The sequence below is a fragment of the Mesorhizobium sp. M9A.F.Ca.ET.002.03.1.2 genome, assembly GCF_003952365.1.
Classification (GTDB): domain Bacteria; phylum Pseudomonadota; class Alphaproteobacteria; order Rhizobiales; family Rhizobiaceae; genus Mesorhizobium.
In genome coordinates, this window is sequence record NZ_CP034443.1 from 344,462 (window position 1) to 360,452 (window position 15,991).

14 protein-coding genes are annotated in these 15,991 nt (G+C 61.5%); 2 read left to right on the forward strand and 12 right to left on the reverse strand.

Annotated features, from left to right (window positions below; all coding sequences use genetic code 11):
- Positions 1-91: 91 nt before the first annotated feature.
- A complete protein-coding gene (locus EJ066_RS01780) occupies positions 92-994 on the reverse strand; it encodes a LysR family transcriptional regulator (RefSeq protein ID WP_126034530.1) in 903 nt (300 codons plus the stop codon).
- A 140-nt stretch (positions 995-1,134) separates the two neighbouring features.
- Between EJ066_RS01780 and EJ066_RS01785 the strand changes: the two genes are divergently transcribed.
- The gene (locus tag EJ066_RS01785) at positions 1,135-1,536 is read left to right on the forward strand and encodes a RidA family protein (RefSeq protein ID WP_126034531.1); all 402 of its coding nucleotides are present in this window, start codon (positions 1,135-1,137) and stop codon (positions 1,534-1,536) included.
- 357 nt (positions 1,537-1,893) lie between these two features.
- Here EJ066_RS01785 and EJ066_RS01790 read toward each other — a convergent pair whose 3' ends face one another.
- The gene (locus EJ066_RS01790) at positions 1,894-2,868 is read right to left on the reverse strand and encodes a quinone oxidoreductase (RefSeq protein WP_126034532.1); all 975 of its coding nucleotides are present in this window, start codon (positions 2,866-2,868) and stop codon (positions 1,894-1,896) included.
- A 94-nt stretch (positions 2,869-2,962) separates the two neighbouring features.
- On the opposite strand from EJ066_RS01790, the gene EJ066_RS01795 reads away from it, so the two are divergent.
- Entirely contained in the window at positions 2,963-3,808 is an 846-nt protein-coding gene (locus EJ066_RS01795) for a LysR family transcriptional regulator (RefSeq protein WP_126034533.1), read from the forward strand.
- A 422-nt stretch (positions 3,809-4,230) separates the two neighbouring features.
- On the opposite strand, the gene EJ066_RS01800 is transcribed toward EJ066_RS01795, so the two are convergent.
- The 10 genes from EJ066_RS01800 to EJ066_RS01845 all read right to left on the reverse strand — a co-directional run bounded on the left by EJ066_RS01800 (position 4,231) and on the right by EJ066_RS01845 (position 15,846).
- On the reverse strand, positions 4,231-5,421 hold the full coding sequence (locus tag EJ066_RS01800; RefSeq protein ID WP_126034534.1) for an IS481 family transposase: 1,191 nt from the start codon (positions 5,419-5,421) through the stop codon (positions 4,231-4,233).
- Between the two features lie 284 nt (positions 5,422-5,705).
- On the reverse strand, positions 5,706-7,622 hold the full coding sequence (locus EJ066_RS01805) for a competence protein CoiA family protein (protein WP_189644416.1): 1,917 nt from the start codon (positions 7,620-7,622) through the stop codon (positions 5,706-5,708).
- A gap of 304 nt (positions 7,623-7,926) precedes the next feature.
- Complete coding sequence (locus EJ066_RS01810) at positions 7,927-8,784, reverse strand: sigma-70 family RNA polymerase sigma factor (protein WP_126034536.1); 858 nt, start codon at positions 8,782-8,784, stop codon at positions 7,927-7,929.
- A complete protein-coding gene (locus tag EJ066_RS01815) occupies positions 8,784-9,254 on the reverse strand; it encodes a carboxymuconolactone decarboxylase family protein (RefSeq protein ID WP_126034537.1) in 471 nt (156 codons plus the stop codon). Before EJ066_RS01815 ends, EJ066_RS01810 begins: the two co-directional genes overlap by 1 nt.
- A gap of 129 nt (positions 9,255-9,383) precedes the next feature.
- Entirely contained in the window at positions 9,384-10,070 is a 687-nt protein-coding gene (locus EJ066_RS01820; protein WP_126034538.1) for an ABC transporter ATP-binding protein, read from the reverse strand.
- Positions 10,067-10,816, reverse strand: a complete 750-nt coding sequence (locus EJ066_RS01825) for an ABC transporter ATP-binding protein (RefSeq protein ID WP_126034539.1) — start codon at positions 10,814-10,816, stop codon at positions 10,067-10,069. The genes EJ066_RS01820 and EJ066_RS01825 overlap by 4 nt, the downstream gene beginning before the upstream one ends.
- Positions 10,809-11,789 (reverse strand): branched-chain amino acid ABC transporter permease, encoded by a 981-nt coding sequence (locus tag EJ066_RS01830; RefSeq protein ID WP_126043713.1) that lies wholly within the window; start codon positions 11,787-11,789, stop codon positions 10,809-10,811. The genes EJ066_RS01825 and EJ066_RS01830 overlap by 8 nt, the downstream gene beginning before the upstream one ends.
- Before the next feature lie 10 nt (positions 11,790-11,799).
- Positions 11,800-12,720, reverse strand: a complete 921-nt coding sequence (locus tag EJ066_RS01835; RefSeq protein ID WP_126034540.1) for a branched-chain amino acid ABC transporter permease — start codon at positions 12,718-12,720, stop codon at positions 11,800-11,802.
- 156 nt (positions 12,721-12,876) lie between these two features.
- Positions 12,877-14,016 (reverse strand): ABC transporter substrate-binding protein, encoded by a 1,140-nt coding sequence (locus EJ066_RS01840; RefSeq protein ID WP_126034541.1) that lies wholly within the window; start codon positions 14,014-14,016, stop codon positions 12,877-12,879.
- A 204-nt stretch (positions 14,017-14,220) separates the two neighbouring features.
- Positions 14,221-15,846 carry an AMP-binding protein gene (locus tag EJ066_RS01845; RefSeq protein WP_126034542.1) on the reverse strand — a complete coding sequence of 542 codons (1,626 nt, stop codon included), beginning with the start codon at positions 15,844-15,846 and terminating at the stop codon, positions 14,221-14,223.
- Between the last annotated feature and the right edge of the window lie 145 nt (positions 15,847-15,991).

A 15,991-nucleotide genomic window follows, 5' to 3' on the forward strand; every position in this document is an offset into this window, starting at 1 on the left:
TAACGATTAGAGGCAGACCACATGTCGGCTGGTGTAGGAGGTGAAACCGCTAGCTCAACGACCAGTCACGGTGCGGCCGCTCGTCGCTTCGTCAAGGTGCTTTCTTCCGCAGTTCTTTGACAACATCGAGAAAGGCCCGCAATGCGGGCGGTACGGCTCGATGTCCAGGGTAGTAGACCGCAACTTCTTCTGGAGCCGGCACCCACGCGGTCAGAATTTTGCGCAAACTGCCCTCGGACAAGGCCGCCTCGACGGCCCAATCAGCCACGTAGGCGACACCTAGACCCTCTATTGCAGCTTCGACCATCAGCTCTTCGTCGTCGAGTACGATGCTGCCGTTTGCCTCGAGTGCGAGTTCCTGACCCGCGCGCTCGAACTCCCATCGATAGAGCTTGCCGCTGGGCATGCGGTGACCGATGCAATGGTGGCGCCGCAATTCCTCGGGGGTTCCCGGCTCGCCGAAGCGATCGAGATAGGCGGGCGAGGCGACACAGATGAACGTCAGCGGGCGCGCAAGCAACACGGTGATCATGTCCTTGGGGACTGATCCAAGGGGGCGCACGCCGGCATCGAAGCCGCTGGACACGATGTCTATGAGTCGCCCATCGACGACAATATCCACAGTCACTTCAGGATGGAGCTCCGCTATCCGTGGAAGAACGCCGCGAACGAGAAGGCCAGCCACAAGTCGCGGTGCGTTGATGCGGACCGTTCCCGCAACATTGCCCCGGAACCCCGCAACGCTGTCGAGCGCCTCGTCCAGTGAGGCGAGCGCCGGCTGAAGGCGGCCGAGCAACTGGAAACCGGCTTCTGTCGGCGAAACACTGCGTGTGGTGCGATTCAGCAGGCGCACGCCCATACGCTCCTCGAGCGCTCGCATCGCATGGCTCAACGTCGAAGGCGCCGTGCCGATCTCGTCAGCTGCGCGTCGGAAGTTGCGGTGCGTGGCAACGGCCACGAAGGCGGTAAGGTCATTGAGCGAAGGGCGAGCCATTGATGGGGATTCTGCATCATCCCATGTCGATTTCAACGGCTAACGCACGCAATCCGATTGCCTTATCTCTCACTCGTATCAAAACCGACGTGGCTCAGACGACCCGCTGTCGCACCGCACCAGACTGAAAGGAAACCGAAATGCCTGCACGTAACGCCATTTATCCGGCCAAACGCCACGCGTTATACGATATTCATAGATATTCCGCCGCCATCCGCTCGGGCGACCTTCTCTTTGTATCCGGTCAGGTCGGGAGCCGCAACGACGGCTCGCCCGAGCCATTGTTCGAGGAACAAGTCAGGCAAGCCTTTGCCAATCTGCGCGAGGTCTTGGCCGCCGCCGGATGTAGCTTCGATGACGTCGTCGACGTCACCACCTTTCACACCAAACCGGACGAACAGATCGAAACGGTGCTGGCCGTCCGGGCCGAAGAGATTGGCCAACCTCCCTATCCGAACTGGACGGCAGTTGGCGTCAACTGGCTTGCCGGCTTTGATTTCGAGATCAAGGTTGTCGCCCGCATCCCGACGCCGGTCGGCTGACAAATGCTGATCGGTCGCAAGCAATGTACTGGTGCGAACGACCGTTTGGGAACGCGGTAGTAAATATGGACTCATGTGTGCGCGACCGACAACGTCGATGTCGGCGATTTCTTCTATTGGGCAGCAGGAACGGCAAACTCCGCGGCTTGCGTCAGCGCAAGCCGCCATGTCGTCTTGGCACCGTTAGCTGACTAGCAGCTTCAGACCTCAGATCTTCAATTAGCGGACCTTCAGGTCGGTACGATTTTCGTCGTGAGGTGACCCGTTGCAAGCGCTCGATAGTTCCCCCCGAAATGACCGGATCGGGCACGGTAACCCAACACTGCGCCCTCGAGTAAGTACCGAGCCATCACCCGTTCACGGTCTCAGCAGGATCGAGCCGACGGTCGCGCCTATCTCGAGCTGCGCTTGGGCCTGGGCCGCGTCGACGAGCGGAAGCTCGAGGCCGACGTTGATCTTCAGGCCTCGCCCAAGCTCCTCGAACAAGCTGGCTGTCGCGAGAGCGTAGGATACAGTGTCGTTGGCATAGGCAAAAGAACTGGGCCGTGCAATCGACAATGACCGTCGGGGTCCCAACTCGCCAAGTGCGATCGCGGGCAGCGTTCCGCTAGCCTGGCCGACGCTCGCGATCATTCCGAAAGGTTTCACGGCATCGAGCGTGCGTGTCAGCGTTTCGCCGCCCACGCCATCGTAAGCCACATCGACGCCGCCGCCGTCGGTCAGACGCCGCACCTGGGCGACGAAATCGGTTTCGCGATAAAGGAGCGCGTGATCGAGACCATGGCTCATCGCGAGGTCGGCCTTTTCGTGCGAGCCGACCGTGCCGATCACTGTTGCGCCGAGACGCTTTGCCCATTGGGTTAGAATCAATCCCAATCCACCAGCGGCGGCGTGCACCAGCACCACCATACCCGGCCGCACCGGGTAAACGCGATAGAGCAACATGTGTGCGGTCACGCCGCGCAACATGGCGGCCGCCGCGATATGGTCGTCGACGCCATCGGGAATGCGCACAAGCCTGTTCGCTGGCAGGTTGCGGGCCTCCGCATAGCTACCCAGCGGCAAACCTGCATAAGCGACACGGTCGCCGGGGCGAAGCATTTTCACATTGGCCCCGACTGCTTCCACGACGCCGGCGCCTTCCACACCGAGAACGGCGGGCATGGCAGGCACTGGGTAGAGGCCCATGCGTTGGTAGATGTCGACGAAGTTTACGCCGATCGCGGTGTGGTGCAGCCGAACCTCGTCCGCAGACGGTGGCGGAAGATCCGCGCGAACCGGCTTGAGAACCTCGACGCCGCCGACGGCAGTCATGGCAATCTTGAGGGTCATGATTGATCTCCTGGGTAAGGTGACCAATTAGGCGCGCAGTCTCTAACCGCGAAAATTCCTTATCCGCGCGCAGGTTCTGTGCAAAAATTCGCACATGGATTGGGATGACCTTCGCGTCTTTGCCGAGTTGGTGCGCCAGGGCAATCTTTCGGCGACCGCCCGCCGGCTTCGCATCGACCACTCGACGGTTGCAAGGCGGATCGACAACCTTGAGCGGGCGCTCAACATGAAGCTGTTCGATCGCCTGCCACGCGGTTATGTGCTCACCGTGGAAGGCGAGCGTATTGCCGAGCGCGTGGGCGTGCTCGAAGAGGCGGTTTTCTCAATTCAGCGCCTAAATGGTGGCGAGGCAACGATCGAAGGTCGGGTGAGGATCAGTGCACCGCCTGCCTTCGCCAGCCTTTGGCTGGTCCCGCGGCTTGCCGCCTTGGGAAGGGATTATCCAGGTCTTGTACTCGACGTGATCGGTGCCACCGCCGCCGCAAGCCTAGTGCGGCGTGAGGCCGACATCGCGTTGCGGCTCTCACGGCCAACGGGCGGAGGCCTAAAGACACGAAAATTGGGGCGTCTGCGTTATGGACTCTATGGTTCGTGCACCTATCTGGACGAGGTCGTTGAGGAGGATCGGGTCTTCCTCGCCTATGATGAAGCGCTTGAAGCCTCGCCGCAGCAGCGCTGGCTGCGCCAGATCACGCGAGGGCGCCCGATTGCAATGCTTGCCAACGATCTGGTGTCGTTGATTTCGGCCACCCGGGCGGGGATGGGGTTGGCGGCGCTGCCCCATGTGCTGGTTGAGGAGGCAAAAGATCTGCGTTGTGTGGCCGAGAGCGAGGAAGCCACGCGCGAAATGTGGCTCATCTATCATCCCGACATCGGCCGTTCCGCCCGCATTCGTGTGGTCATTGACCATCTCATAGCCATCACCAAGTGTCTGCGGTGATTTGGGCAGACTTCGTAGGCGAGCTCGCGTGTTTCCGCTTGGCTAGCTTGGAGGTTTCAACAGGTTGTCCACCCGGTCCGGACCAAGCTGCGACCGCCGTCGAACTCTGACCGGGACGATCAAATGGCCGCTTCGTCCGCTAGATCGCCTACAGCGTCGCCATCGGCGACGTCCGCTTTTGTGTAGTGGCAAATGCATTCCCTACGGCCGACATTGGGCGCAAAGCCGCCGTTTGCATTATGGATAGCCTTCGGGTCAGGCTCTCACGTTACCCACGGGTCTTTGCGACACCGAGATAGGCCCGTCATGCTCGACACTGGAGAAAATATCGCATGGTCTCTGAGTGGGGGGAAAGGCGGTAGCGCTCTCCCGCTACCACTAAATTCTATGTCCGGCCCGGAGACATAGGTAACAGCTTGTACCTAAGACATGGGTGACAACCTCGTGCCGAACGGGTTGTCGATTGTTTGCAAGGTCCTCTGTTCCAAGTCGATATATCCCAAATCATAGTGCATGAAGGAGACGAGCCAAATGCCGTCGTCGACTTCCTTGATGCCGAGCCTCTTGCCGGCGAGCACATGGGAGATGTTGATCTTCTTCCTCATCATGCAGATACGTCCGCATGTGGTGACGATGATGTCCTTGTCATGGAAGGGGTAGGTCAGGTCCGGCAGCCCGCCGTAGGGTCTTGAGGACGGCGTATAGAGTTCGGCCGGGGTCTTCATGGCGAGCGCCTCGTGCGGCCTTTCGGCATTGAATTCGCTCATGAAGTCATCGAAGGCGGCCTGCTGCTGCAGGGCGTTCATGCCCGGCGGGCGTGTGGCCTCCTTCTTCAGCGTCAGGTGCATGCGCTCGTGGCGGCCGTTCTGTTGCGGGCGGCCGGGCTTGATGCGCTCGATGGCGATTCCCAGCCTGAGCCACCAGACGGAGAGCCTGGACAGGTTGTAGAGGCCGTTGGGACTGGCGAAGGGCACGCCATTGTCGCTTCTGATGGCGACGGGCAGGCCGCGTTCCTTGAAGAGCCGGACGAAAGCCTCGATGACCGGGGCTTCCTTCGTTGATTCAAGAGCTTCGCAGGCAAGCAGGTAGCGCGAGGCCTGGTCGGTGACCGTCAGCGGGTAACAGTATTGGCGGTTGCCGAGTCTGAACTCGCCCTTGAAGTCGGCGCACCACAGATCGTTGGGCCGCACCGCCTGCGAGAGCGTCGTGCCCATGGCCTTGTTCGCCCGGTTCCTCTTGTGGGCCTGGCTCACAAGGCCGTGGCGGTCGAGCACCGCATGGACGGTGCTTTTGGCTGGAATACGCACGTCGCCGGCCAGCCGCCTGACCAGCAGTTCCCTGATCTTGCGCGCGCCCCAGTGCGGCTTGTCGCGCTTGCAATCGACGATCAGACGCTCGATCGGCTCGGGCAGCTGGTTGGCGTAGCGCACAGGCCGGCGCGAACGATCGCACAGCGCCTCTACCCCTTCTCGCCTGTAGCGGTTGAAGATCTTGTAGCCGGTCTTACGCGAAATCCCGAACTCCCGGCACACATCGCTCATGCCTTCCCCATCGAGAAGGCGAGCCACGAAACGAAGACGTTCCTCCATCACCGAACACTCTCTCCACGGCATCAACACCTCCGGCCAAAAGCCAAAAGTGTTACCCATGTGTCCGGTACAAAACGTCACCTATGTCTCGGGTCGGTCACTACAATGAAATCAGTGCGTTATGTCCTGAAAAGCTGCGTTAGATTGGTCACGCCGCTGACGCTGATTTACGCCGTTTTACGGCAGTTTACGACGATTAAGTGAGCACAAAAGTGAGCACGGAAAGACGGCTCAATCCTAGCGCCGGTCAATGACCACAGGCGCAGAAAAAAGTCCGGGACTGCTGCCGACCATGATTTTGCGTATGGTCAAAACGGCCCGCCGAACCCCCTCTGCCATTCAGCAAGCTTGCCTTGTGCCTTCCGATAGGTGGCGTCATCCCGGACGTACAAGAGTGGCGTTGTCCGGCCTAAGTCGTCATCCCGGCCGTTCAGGAAAGTTTCGACATCCTTCGCTGACAAAGATTGCTTGGCGTCAGCAATGATTTTCTCCTGATATAGCTTGCGCTCGGCATCGGCCTCCACCTGCTCCCGGCGCTGCCTGACCAACGCGGAAAGTTGATCGCGGGCCTTGGTCAGCCCGGACTCACTATCCTCCGCCGCCTCCAACGGCGTCATGCCGTTTAGATCGTCGCGTTTCGTGTTCAGGAACGCGCCAAGATCAGGGCCAGTCAGTTCCGTTTCAGCGTCAACGCAGAGCCGGTCCCGGCGTGACTGCCGAAGTCGGTTGGCTTTCTGAACCTGCTTCTGCCGTAGCAATTCGGCTTGCTTTGCTCGCTGAGTCTTACAGCGCTCGATTGCGCCTCGAATAGGTAAACCCAAGGTCGCATATGGAATCGCGCCGCTCTTTCCGAACATGGCGACAACGGCGTCTATGTCGGCAGCGATCTTCGGGGCTTCGGTATCAGACTCAATCGCGGCCCGATATGTCATGCCCGATTCCGCGTGGATGGAATCCAGCCACGACTCGCAGGTCATGTCCCCTCGCTCTTCGTCGGGAAGCTCTGCCAATATCCAATCAACTGCCTGCACCGCTGCATGCATCACAGCGGTTCTTCGATTCTTTGCCAGCGTGCGCGCGGTCCACTTGTCCGCAAGAGCCCTTTCCAGCGTCACGCCGTAACCTTGCTGAACCAGAACACCCTTTCCGAGCAGGTGTTGCAAATAGTTGTCGATCGCCTTCCAGGCCGGCGCGAAGCGAGGTTCGGCGACAGCGGCGCTATTCGCGACTTCGGTAGTGACACGTTGAAATTGCGGTCGTATCAGCCCGCTCTTTTCCAAATGCTTGGCAATCGGCACCGCCTTGGCAACTCCGCTACCAAGGCACTTGTCGTGAAAGACCTCCCCCAAGATTGTGGCCTGCCATACCGCAGGCGGGACGGTGAAACATGCATAGCCGGCAACCTCGATACCAACCTGTTCGGCGAGTCCGATCGCTTGAAGTTCGGCATCACGCGGGACGACAATCTTCTTTCCGGCCAGTTGTTTCAGCCCGTCGACATAGGCGCGTGTCGTTTCGTTAACCCGCTTCTCATGCCTTGCCTGATAGTCGGCGAACCGCTTTGCCTGTGCAGCCTGCCATTTCTCTTCGTCAGCGCGGCTCTTCGCCAGCGCTCTATCGATATCGGGATGATAGAGCCAACACCGTAGCGCAGATTGAAGCACCGCATCCGCGATCTGCTCGCGTGTCGAGTCTCGGGGCAACTTTGACAGGTCGATTTCGACGGCCATAATGCCGTGTTCCCGAAGGCGTTGAATCTTGGTTTCGTCGCTCGCATGGGTGACCGCGACTTCAACAAAGAGGTCATAATCTAGCGCCTGAACATAGAGGTCTGGGATGATCTTCTTCGGGTCGGTGAACTCGGTTCGAAGGAATTGGGTCGTGACCTGCTGACCCGGCTTCATCACGACGTTGCCCTTATCAAGCCCAAGACGTTTCGGCAGAAGTAGCGGCGGATTGGTTCGGAACACCTCCTTGGCAAGAAGATGCAGAACGGTTTCAGGACCGCTGCCGCACGCTTCGCCATCGCCGTGCCCGAAGTGCGGCACGTTTTCATCACCCTTTCGAGCCACCAACCGACCGCCACAGGCAGGGCAATTGCAGCCGCAAGCAATGCCGCGCTGAACCTCGCTAATATGCGCCAAGGTGCCGTCCGGCCTCAGCCCATAAACAAGCTGCGCACGATCGGAACCATAGGACTTCCTTGCCTCCTGGTGATCGTTCATCCCCGCGTCCGGTTTGCTTAGTATCGAGTCAGCTAAGGCCAAAATGATAGCATGCCTTGGCGGGCAAAAAGCGCGGGTAGGCGTCCCGATATCGACCGCGACGCCACCGAACCCGAAAACGTCGCGGAACGCCGTAACGGTGCGCATCGCTCCAGGCGACGACGGACCATCTGCCTTATCTTAATCGTCACAATGGACGGGTAAGGAGCCCTCCTAAGACCGTCCTCGTGATCGTCTTCACCGCCAAGCCGTTGCCTCCTTAAAAGCAATATCTTAAAGCGCGTCGCATCCGTTCAAACGCGCTTTAATGCAGATGCCTCAGCTTGTCAGGGTTCCGAACGACATAGATCGCTGCAACCTTTCCGTCCTCGATTTCGAGCGCGGTTGTCTGGAGTTCCCCATCAGCCTCCAGCGTGATGAAACCGGGCAATCCGTTGACGAATCCGGCACGAACGAGTTTCGAGCCATAGTTCTGGAACTGAGCCGCCAGATTTTCGTGCAACTTCATGACGGCATCAAAGCCGAAGATCGGCTGCATGGCTGCGGAACGCTTGCCGCCGCCGTCGGCATGGACGCTAACATCGGCCGCCAACAGCGCACCAAGCGCCCTCATGTCACCGCTGCGAGAGGCGTTGAAGAAGGCCTCGGCAAGCTCGAGGCTACGTTGTTTTTCCACCTGGAAGCGAGGCCTCGCCTCGCGGACGTGGGTGCGTGCACGCGCGGCAAGCTGGCGGCAGGCTGCCGGATCACGCTGGATGGTTGCTGCGACTTCCTCGAATCCCAACCCGAACACATCGTGCAGCAGGAAGGCCGCCCGCTCGAGCGGAGAAAGGCGCTCCAATGCAAGCATCAACGGCAAGGTCACGTCTTCCTCTTCCTCCTCTTCCAAGACAGGATCGGGGAGCCAGGGGCCAACATAAGTCTCACGCTGGCGTCGCGCTGATTTGAGCTGATCGAGGCAGAGCCGCGTGACAGTACGGCGCAGGAATGCCTCGGGCTCGCGCACCTCGCTGCGGTCGGCCCTCATCCAGCGGATGAAGGCCTCCTGTACAGCGTCCTCGGCGTCAGCCACGGAGCCCAGCATGCGGTAGGCGACACGCATGAGCTTTGGGCGCAGCGGGGCGAAACTCGCCGCTGCATCCTCGTCTCTGACGCCAGCCATCAGGCGGCCGCCTTGACAGCGGACTTTGCGGCCGCGGGATCGACCCACAAGCCGAAGCCGACCGCAAGGCGGTTCCACCCATTGATGACATTGATCATCAATGTGAGTTTGACTTGTTCCTCGTCGGTGAACTGAGCCTTCACGGCTTCATAGGCACTTTCCTGCCTATGTCCTTCGGAAAGACGCGTCAGAGCCTCGGTCCAGCCGAGCGCGGCGCGTTCGCGGTCCGTGTAGCAAGGGGCCTCGCGCCAAGCCGACAGCAGATAGATGCGCTGTTCGGTCTCTCCCTTGGCGCGCGCTTCCGCCGTATGCATATTGATGCAGTTGGCGCAGCCATTGATCTGGGAGGCACGGATCTTCACGAGTTCGATAAGGCTGGGCTCGAGGCTGGAAGCGATGGCCATCGATGTGCCGGCCCAGCTCTTCATGAGTGAAGGGGCGGCAGCGAAGAGATCAAGTTTGGCAGTCATGGTTCGTCTCCTTATGTTGGTTCCGACATCATGACGAGGCAGGGTCTGCCAGTGTGACATACACGACGCAATTTCTTGTTCGATGCCACCATGAGAGTCGTCCCGTGGCGGCGGCGCATCCGTGCGCAATCAGACGCCGAGATAACGATCCTGCAGTTCAGGCGTGAGATCGACGGGACGGCCGGTCCAAACCGTCGTTCCCTTTTCGAGCACGAAACAGCGGTCGGCGGATGGCAGCAATTCGGCAAGCGTCTTGTCGACGATCAGGATCGATTGCCCTTCCGCCTTGAGCATACGGATGACCGTCCAGATGTCGTGACGGATCACCGGCGCCAATCCTTCGGTCGCCTCATCGAGGATAAGCAGGCGCGGATTGGTCATCAGTGCGCGGCCGATCGCCAGCATCTGCTGTTCACCGCCGGAAAGCGTCCGTGCCATCTGGTCACGCCGTTCGGCGAGCCGCGGAAACAGTCCGTTGATCTCCGCAAGCGACCAGCGGCCGGGGCGCGCGGCCGCGGAGAGATTTTCCGCAACGGTGAGGTTTTGAAAGCAGCGCCGCCCCTCCGGCACCAGCCCGATGCCGAGCCGCGCAATGCGGTGCGGACGCATCACCTGGATTTCGCTTCCGGCGAAATGGATTGTTCCGGATCGAGCCGGATTGAGCGCCAGGATGGAACGGATCGTGGTCGTCTTGCCCATGCCGTTGCGGCCCATCAGCGCCACGACCTCGCCTTCGGCGACGTCGAGCTCGACGCCGAATAGAGCCTGGCTAGCACCGTAGAAGGTTTCCAGTCCGGCGATTTCGAGGAGGCTCATGCCGGATCTCCCAGATAGGCGCGCCGCACTTCCGGATCGATACGGACCTGGTCGACCGTGCCGGAAGCGATGATGCGCCCGTAGACGAGAACGGAGACCCGGTCGGCAAGCGCGAAGACCGCATACATGTCGTGCTCGACCAGGAGGATCGGCGCTTCCTCGCGCAGCCTGTCGAGGAAGCCCGTCAGCGAACGCGAGCCTTCCGGCCCCATGCCCGCCATCGGCTCATCGAGCAGGAAGGCTTGCGAGCCGAGCGCCAGCGCGATGGCGATCTCGAGCTGGCGCCGCTCGCCGTGCGAAAGCTCGGCGGCCGGGACGCGTGCGCGCGTCGCCAGCCCAACCCGCTCGAGCGACGCCATTGCGGGCTCGATGAGCGACGCATCGCCCATCACCGGCCGGAAGAAACGGAAGGACGAGCCCTGTCGCGACTGCACGGCGAGCATGACGTTGCGCAGAGCGGAGAATTCCGGCGCCAGCGACGAGACCTGGAAGGATCGTCCTAATCCCATCCGGGCGCGTTCGACAACGCCGAGATGGCCGACCGGCCGGCCGAGAAAGTCGATATCGCCGCTGTCGGGCGCCAGCGTGCCTGCGATCTGATGGATAAGGGTCGACTTGCCCGCCCCGTTCGGGCCGATCAATGCATGGATCTCGCCCGGCTTCAGGTCGAGGCTTACATTCTCGGTGGCCTTCAACGCGCCGAAGCTCTTGCAAAGGTTGCGGACAGCAAGGACGGCATCAGCCATGACGCATTCTCCCCGCGAGAAACCCGATGAGTCCGCCACGGGCGAACAGCACGACAGCCAGGAGAGCGAGGCCGAGGAAGAACTGCCAGCGTTCGGTCAGCCCGCCGAGGACGAATTCGAACACCACGAACAGCATCGCGCCCGCCACCGGTCCCCACAGCCGGCCGACGCCCCCGAGAACGACGATGATGATGAGTTCGCCCGACATGTGCCAGGACAGCATCGACGGGCTCACGAAGCGATTGAGGTCGGCATAAAGCGCACCGGAGAGCGCTGTGATCATGCCGGAGATGATGAAGGCGACGAGCCTTATCCGAAACGGCGCGATGCCGATCGACGCAACGCGCAGTTCGTTCTGACGGGATGCCTGGAGCGCGGCGCCGAAGCGCGACCCCCTGATCAGCGCGAAGATCAGGAGCGCCGTCAGAAGCAAAGCGTAGCAGACGAGGAAATAGTTGATCGGTATGAGCGTGTTTATGCCCGGTGCCACGTTGCGGATCGTGATCGACAATCCATCCTCGCCGCCATAGGCGGGCCAGGAGATCGCGAAATAGTAGGTCATCTGTGCGAAGGCCAGCGTGATCATGATGAAGTAGACGCCGGAGGTGCGCAGGCTGATCACGCCGATGGCGGCCGCCAGCAGCCCGCCCGCGAGAACCGCCACCGACCAGACCACCAGCATCTGGTTGGTGCCCGGCAGGGTGAACAGGCCAAGATTGAGTGGCTGGCCGGCAAAGGCGTGGCTGGCGAGAATGCCTGCCGCGTAGCCGCCGGCGCCGAAGAAGGCGGCATGGCCGAACGAGACCAGCCCGCCCAGGCCAAGCGCCAGGTTGAGCCCAACCGCGGCGAGACCCAGGATCGCCATGCGGGTGGCCAGCGTTACATAGAAAGGCTTGCCGAGCTGGAGCGCCAAAAAGGGCATCGCCAGCAGGATCAGGGCCAGCGTGACGTTGATCGCGGTTTCGCGGGAGATCGTCATCGGTTCATCCCCTCGCCGCGAACAGGCCCTGTGGCCGCACCGCGAGGATGGCCGCCATAACGATGTAGATCAGCATCGAGGCCAACGCGCCGCCGACGAGGCCGGCCTGCGACGGGTTCATGAGGAGGCCGAAGAGTTGTGGCAGCAGGAAGCGCCCCATCGTGTCGACGAGGCCGACGACGAGTGCGCCCACGAGCGCGCCCTTGATCGAACCGATGCCGCCGATCACTATGACGACGAAGGCAAGGATGAGCACCGGCTCGCCCATGCCGACCTGCACCGATTGCAGCGCGCCGACCAGCGCGCCGGCGAGCCCGGCCAGCCCTGCTCCGAGCGCAAAGACGACGGTATAGAGCGTGCGGATGTCGACGCCGAGCGCGCCGATCATTTCGCGATCAGATTCGCCGGCGCGGATTCGCATGCCGAGCCGCGTCTTGGAGATCAGCAGGAAAAGCCCAACCGCCACCGCGACGCCGACGCCGATGATCGCGAGGCGGTAGAGCTGATACCGCGAGCCGCCGGGGATTGGCACGGTCCCCCGAAGCAGTGGCGGAATGTCGAGGTAGAGCGGAAAAGAACCGAACAGCCAGCGCGTGCCTTCGGAAAAGATCAGGATCAATGCGAAGGTCGCCAACACCTGGTCGAGATGGTCGCGCTCGTAGAGACGGCGAATGACAAGGATCTCGATGATCGCGCCGGCGGCAGCTGCCGCCGCGAGGCTGGCGGCGAGCCCGAGCCAGAACGAGCCGGTGGCCGCCGCGACCGTGGCGCACGCGAAGGCGCCGACCATGTAGAGCGATCCATGGGTAAGGTTGATCAGCCCCATGACGCCGAAGATGAGCGTCAGGCCGGCGGCCATGAGGAACAGCATCACGCCGAGCTGCAGCCCGTTGAGCACCTGTTCGATGAAAAGAGCGGTTTGCAAGGTCAGTCAGGCTCTTCTGGTCAAATTGCAGGAGGCACACCAGATCGCTGCCGTGCAGCAGCGGGAGAGGGGTGGAGGCCACAGGGAAGCCGGCAGGAGATACGGCTCATCATCCCCTGCCGGTACCATCTCCCCACAAGCGGAGAGAAGGCATGATCATTTCATCGCGCAGTCGGCCGCGTAGGCGTCCTGGTGCTTCTCGAAGGCGGTGCCGATAATTTTGTTGGTGAGGCCGCCGTTCTCCTTGATCACCTCGCGCACATAGATGGTCTGGATCGGATGGTTGTTGTTGCCGAACTCGAAGTCCCCGCGCACGGATTCGAAATCGGCTTCCTTCAGCGCGGCGCGGAAGGCGTCGGCGTCCTTGACGCTCGCCTTGGCCGCGGCCGAGAGGATCAGGTTCGCCGTGTCGTAGCCCTGGCTGGCATAGAGCGAGGGCAGACGCCCATATTCGGCCTGAAAGGCCGCGACGAAGGTCTTGTTGGCCTCATTGTCGATGTCCTTGCTCCACTGCGAGGAGTTTTTGACGCCCAGGGCGGCGTCACCAACCGCGGCGAGTATGTCCTGGCTGAGCGAGAAGCCGGGACCCATGATCGGGATGCCGACGTCGGACTGGGCATACTGCTTCATGAAGGCGATGCCCATGCCGCCTGGCAGGAAGAAGAACACGGAGTCGGCGCCGGAGGCGCGGATCTGCGCGATTTCGGCGGCATAGTCCGTCTGGCCGACCTGGGTGTAGATTTCGCCGGCAAGCTCGCCCTTGTAGAAGCGCTTGAAGCCGGTCAGGGCGTCCGTCCCGGCGGGATAGTTCGGCGCCATGATGAAAGTTTTCTTGTAATCCTGGTTGGCGTACTGGCCCATGGCCTCGTGCAGATTGTCGTTCTGCCAGGCGACGTTGAAGTAATTCTCGTGGCACTGCGCGCCGGCCAGCGCCGAGGGTCCGGCATTCGGCGACAGGTAGAACTTGCCCTGCGCAACCGCGCTCGGAACAACGGCCATGGCTAGATTCGACCAGATGATCCCGGTCAGGATGTCGACCTGGTCGGACTGGATCATCTTGTCGGCGATCTGCACCGCGAGTTCCGGCTTCTGGCCGTCATCCTCGATCACGACCTCGATCTCGCTGTTGCCGGCCTTTTTGAGCGCCAGCATGAAGCCGTCGCGCACATCAATGCCAAGGCCCGCGCCGCCGCCCGAAAGCGTCGTGATCATGCCGACCTTGATCGGCTCGGCCGAAGCGAGACCGGATACGCCCATTAAAAGCGCCACGAGGCTTGCTGCAATCAGGTTCTTCATAGTGTTACTCCCGTTGTTATCTGTATCGTTGTCTGGACCCTCTGGGGTCCTCACGATGAAAGAATCCCCGTGGCTTTGCCAGCCCGGACGAAATATTTTGTTGTTGAACCGCAGCGCGGCCGATGGTTCAGAACTCCATCCTCGCTGTGATCCGTTCGACGGCGATCATGTGATCGATGCCGTTGTCCTGCGCTGTTCTTGCCATCAGCCTTGCTCGTCGCGCAGGCGAAAGCGCTGGATCTTTCCCGTCTGCGTTTTCGGCAGTGTGGCGACGAACTTGACCGAGCGCGGATATTTGTACGGCGCGATGACCGCCTTGACGTGCTCCTGCAGGAGCCGTGCCGTCTCTCTGTCTGCCGAAGCGCCTTCGACGAGCACGACATGCGCTTCGACGATCTGGCCGCGCTCCTCGTCCGCCGCGCCGATGACGGCGCATTCGAGCACAAGCTCGTGAGCCAGCAGCGCGGCTTCCACCTCCGGACCGGCGATATTGTAGCCGGAAGACAGGATCATGTCGTCAGCGCGGGCGGCGAAGCGGAAGCGTCCGTCCTCGTCCTGGATGAAGGCGTCGCCGGTCAGGTTCCAGCCGTTTCGGACATATTCCCGCTGGCGCTCGTCGGAGAGGTAGCGGCAACCTGTCGGACCGCGCACGGCGAGCTTGCCGATCGTACCGCGCGGCATCTCGTTCATCTGGTCGTCGACGATCTTCGCCTCGTAACCGGTTACCGGCCTTCCAGTCACGCCCGGCATGCGATCGTCGAGCCGATTGGTGATGAAGATGTGCAGCATTTCGGTGGCGCCGATACCGTCGAGGATCGGCTTGCCGGTCTTATGCGTCCACTCGTCGTAGACAGGCGCGGGCAAGGTCTCGCCGGCAGAGACGGCGATGCGCAGCGAAGAGAGATTGGCGCCCTCGTCCATTGCCTTCATCATGGCGCGATAGGCGCTCGGTGCGGTGAACGAGATCGTCGCGTGATACGTCTCGATGATCTCGACCATGTTGGGTGGCGTCGCGTTTTCCAGAAGCGTCGCTGCGGCGCCGAAGCGCAGCGGAAAGACCGCGAGCCCACCGAGCCCGAAAGTGAAGGCGAGCGGCGGCGAGCCGACGAAGACGTCGTCCGGCGTCACGCCCAGAATTTCCTTCGCATAGCCGTCGGCGATGATCAGGATGTCGCGATGGAAATGCATCGTTGCCTTGGGAACGCCGGTGGTGCCCGAGGTGAAGCCAAGCAGCGCAACATCGTCCCGGCCGGTCTTCACCGCCTCGAACCTGACCTGCTTGTCGAGCGCAACGCGGTCGAGTTCGGCGTCATGGTTGGCGGTGCCGTCGAAGCCGACCACCTGCTTCAGGAAGCGGCTATCCTTTGCGCAGGCGACGATCTCGTCCTTGATGCGCGTGTCGCAAAGTGCAAGCGTGATCTTCGCCTTGTCGACGATCTTTGCCAACTCACCGGCGCGCAGCATCGGCATGGTGTTGACCACCACCGCGCCAGCCTTGGTTGCGGCCAGCCAGCATGCGACCATCGCCGGGTTGTTGGGCGAGCGGATCAGGATGCGATTGCCGGGCTTGACGCCGTAGTTCTCGACCAGCGTGCGGGCAAGCCGGTTGGTCCAGTCCGTCAGTTCCTTGTAGGTGCGTCGGCGGCCATTGCCGATCAGCGCGGTGTGGTCGCCGAAGCCCCTCTCCACCATGCGGTCGGTCAGCTCGACCGCGCAATTCAGCTGGTCGGGATAGTCGAAGCCGTCCTGTGGCAGGTCCGGCCACTCGTCCTGCGGCGGCAGGTGGTCACGGCAGAAGGTGTCGGTATGGGCGGTTGGTCCGAGTTTCATGCCGCCACTCCCACGATTGCGCAAACCATCCTGATGTGAGGGTGCTGAATCGACAAGCGACAATCCATGTTCTTCATGCTCCCATCGTCTGGCGCGCGATCGCCTTCTGGACGTCCAACGCGCCCTCGTAAATGCGCAGTACGCG

Excerpts from the sequence above, each read along its gene's own strand:
- EJ066_RS01840 (WP_126034541.1), bottom strand. The coding sequence starts at position 14,016 with ATGAAGAACCTGATTGCAGCAAGCCTCGTGGCGCTTTTAATGGGCGTA.
- EJ066_RS01845 (WP_126034542.1), bottom strand. The coding sequence starts at position 15,846 with ATGAAACTCGGACCAACCGCCCATACCGACACCTTCTGCCGTGACCAC.
- EJ066_RS01800 (WP_126034534.1), bottom strand. The coding sequence starts at position 5,421 with ATGCCGTGGAGAGAGTGTTCGGTGATGGAGGAACGTCTTCGTTTCGTG.
- EJ066_RS01785 (WP_126034531.1), top strand. The coding sequence starts at position 1,135 with ATGCCTGCACGTAACGCCATTTATCCGGCCAAACGCCACGCGTTATAC.
- EJ066_RS01790 (WP_126034532.1), bottom strand. The coding sequence starts at position 2,868 with ATGACCCTCAAGATTGCCATGACTGCCGTCGGCGGCGTCGAGGTTCTC.
- EJ066_RS01810 (WP_126034536.1), bottom strand. The coding sequence starts at position 8,784 with ATGGCTGGCGTCAGAGACGAGGATGCAGCGGCGAGTTTCGCCCCGCTG.
- EJ066_RS01815 (WP_126034537.1), bottom strand. The coding sequence starts at position 9,254 with ATGACTGCCAAACTTGATCTCTTCGCTGCCGCCCCTTCACTCATGAAG.
- EJ066_RS01820 (WP_126034538.1), bottom strand. The coding sequence starts at position 10,070 with ATGAGCCTCCTCGAAATCGCCGGACTGGAAACCTTCTACGGTGCTAGC.
- EJ066_RS01780 (WP_126034530.1), bottom strand. The coding sequence starts at position 994 with ATGGCTCGCCCTTCGCTCAATGACCTTACCGCCTTCGTGGCCGTTGCC.
- EJ066_RS01805 (WP_189644416.1), bottom strand. The coding sequence starts at position 7,622 with ATGAACGATCACCAGGAGGCAAGGAAGTCCTATGGTTCCGATCGTGCG.
- EJ066_RS01825 (WP_126034539.1), bottom strand. The coding sequence starts at position 10,816 with ATGGCTGATGCCGTCCTTGCTGTCCGCAACCTTTGCAAGAGCTTCGGC.
- EJ066_RS01795 (WP_126034533.1), top strand. The coding sequence starts at position 2,963 with ATGGATTGGGATGACCTTCGCGTCTTTGCCGAGTTGGTGCGCCAGGGC.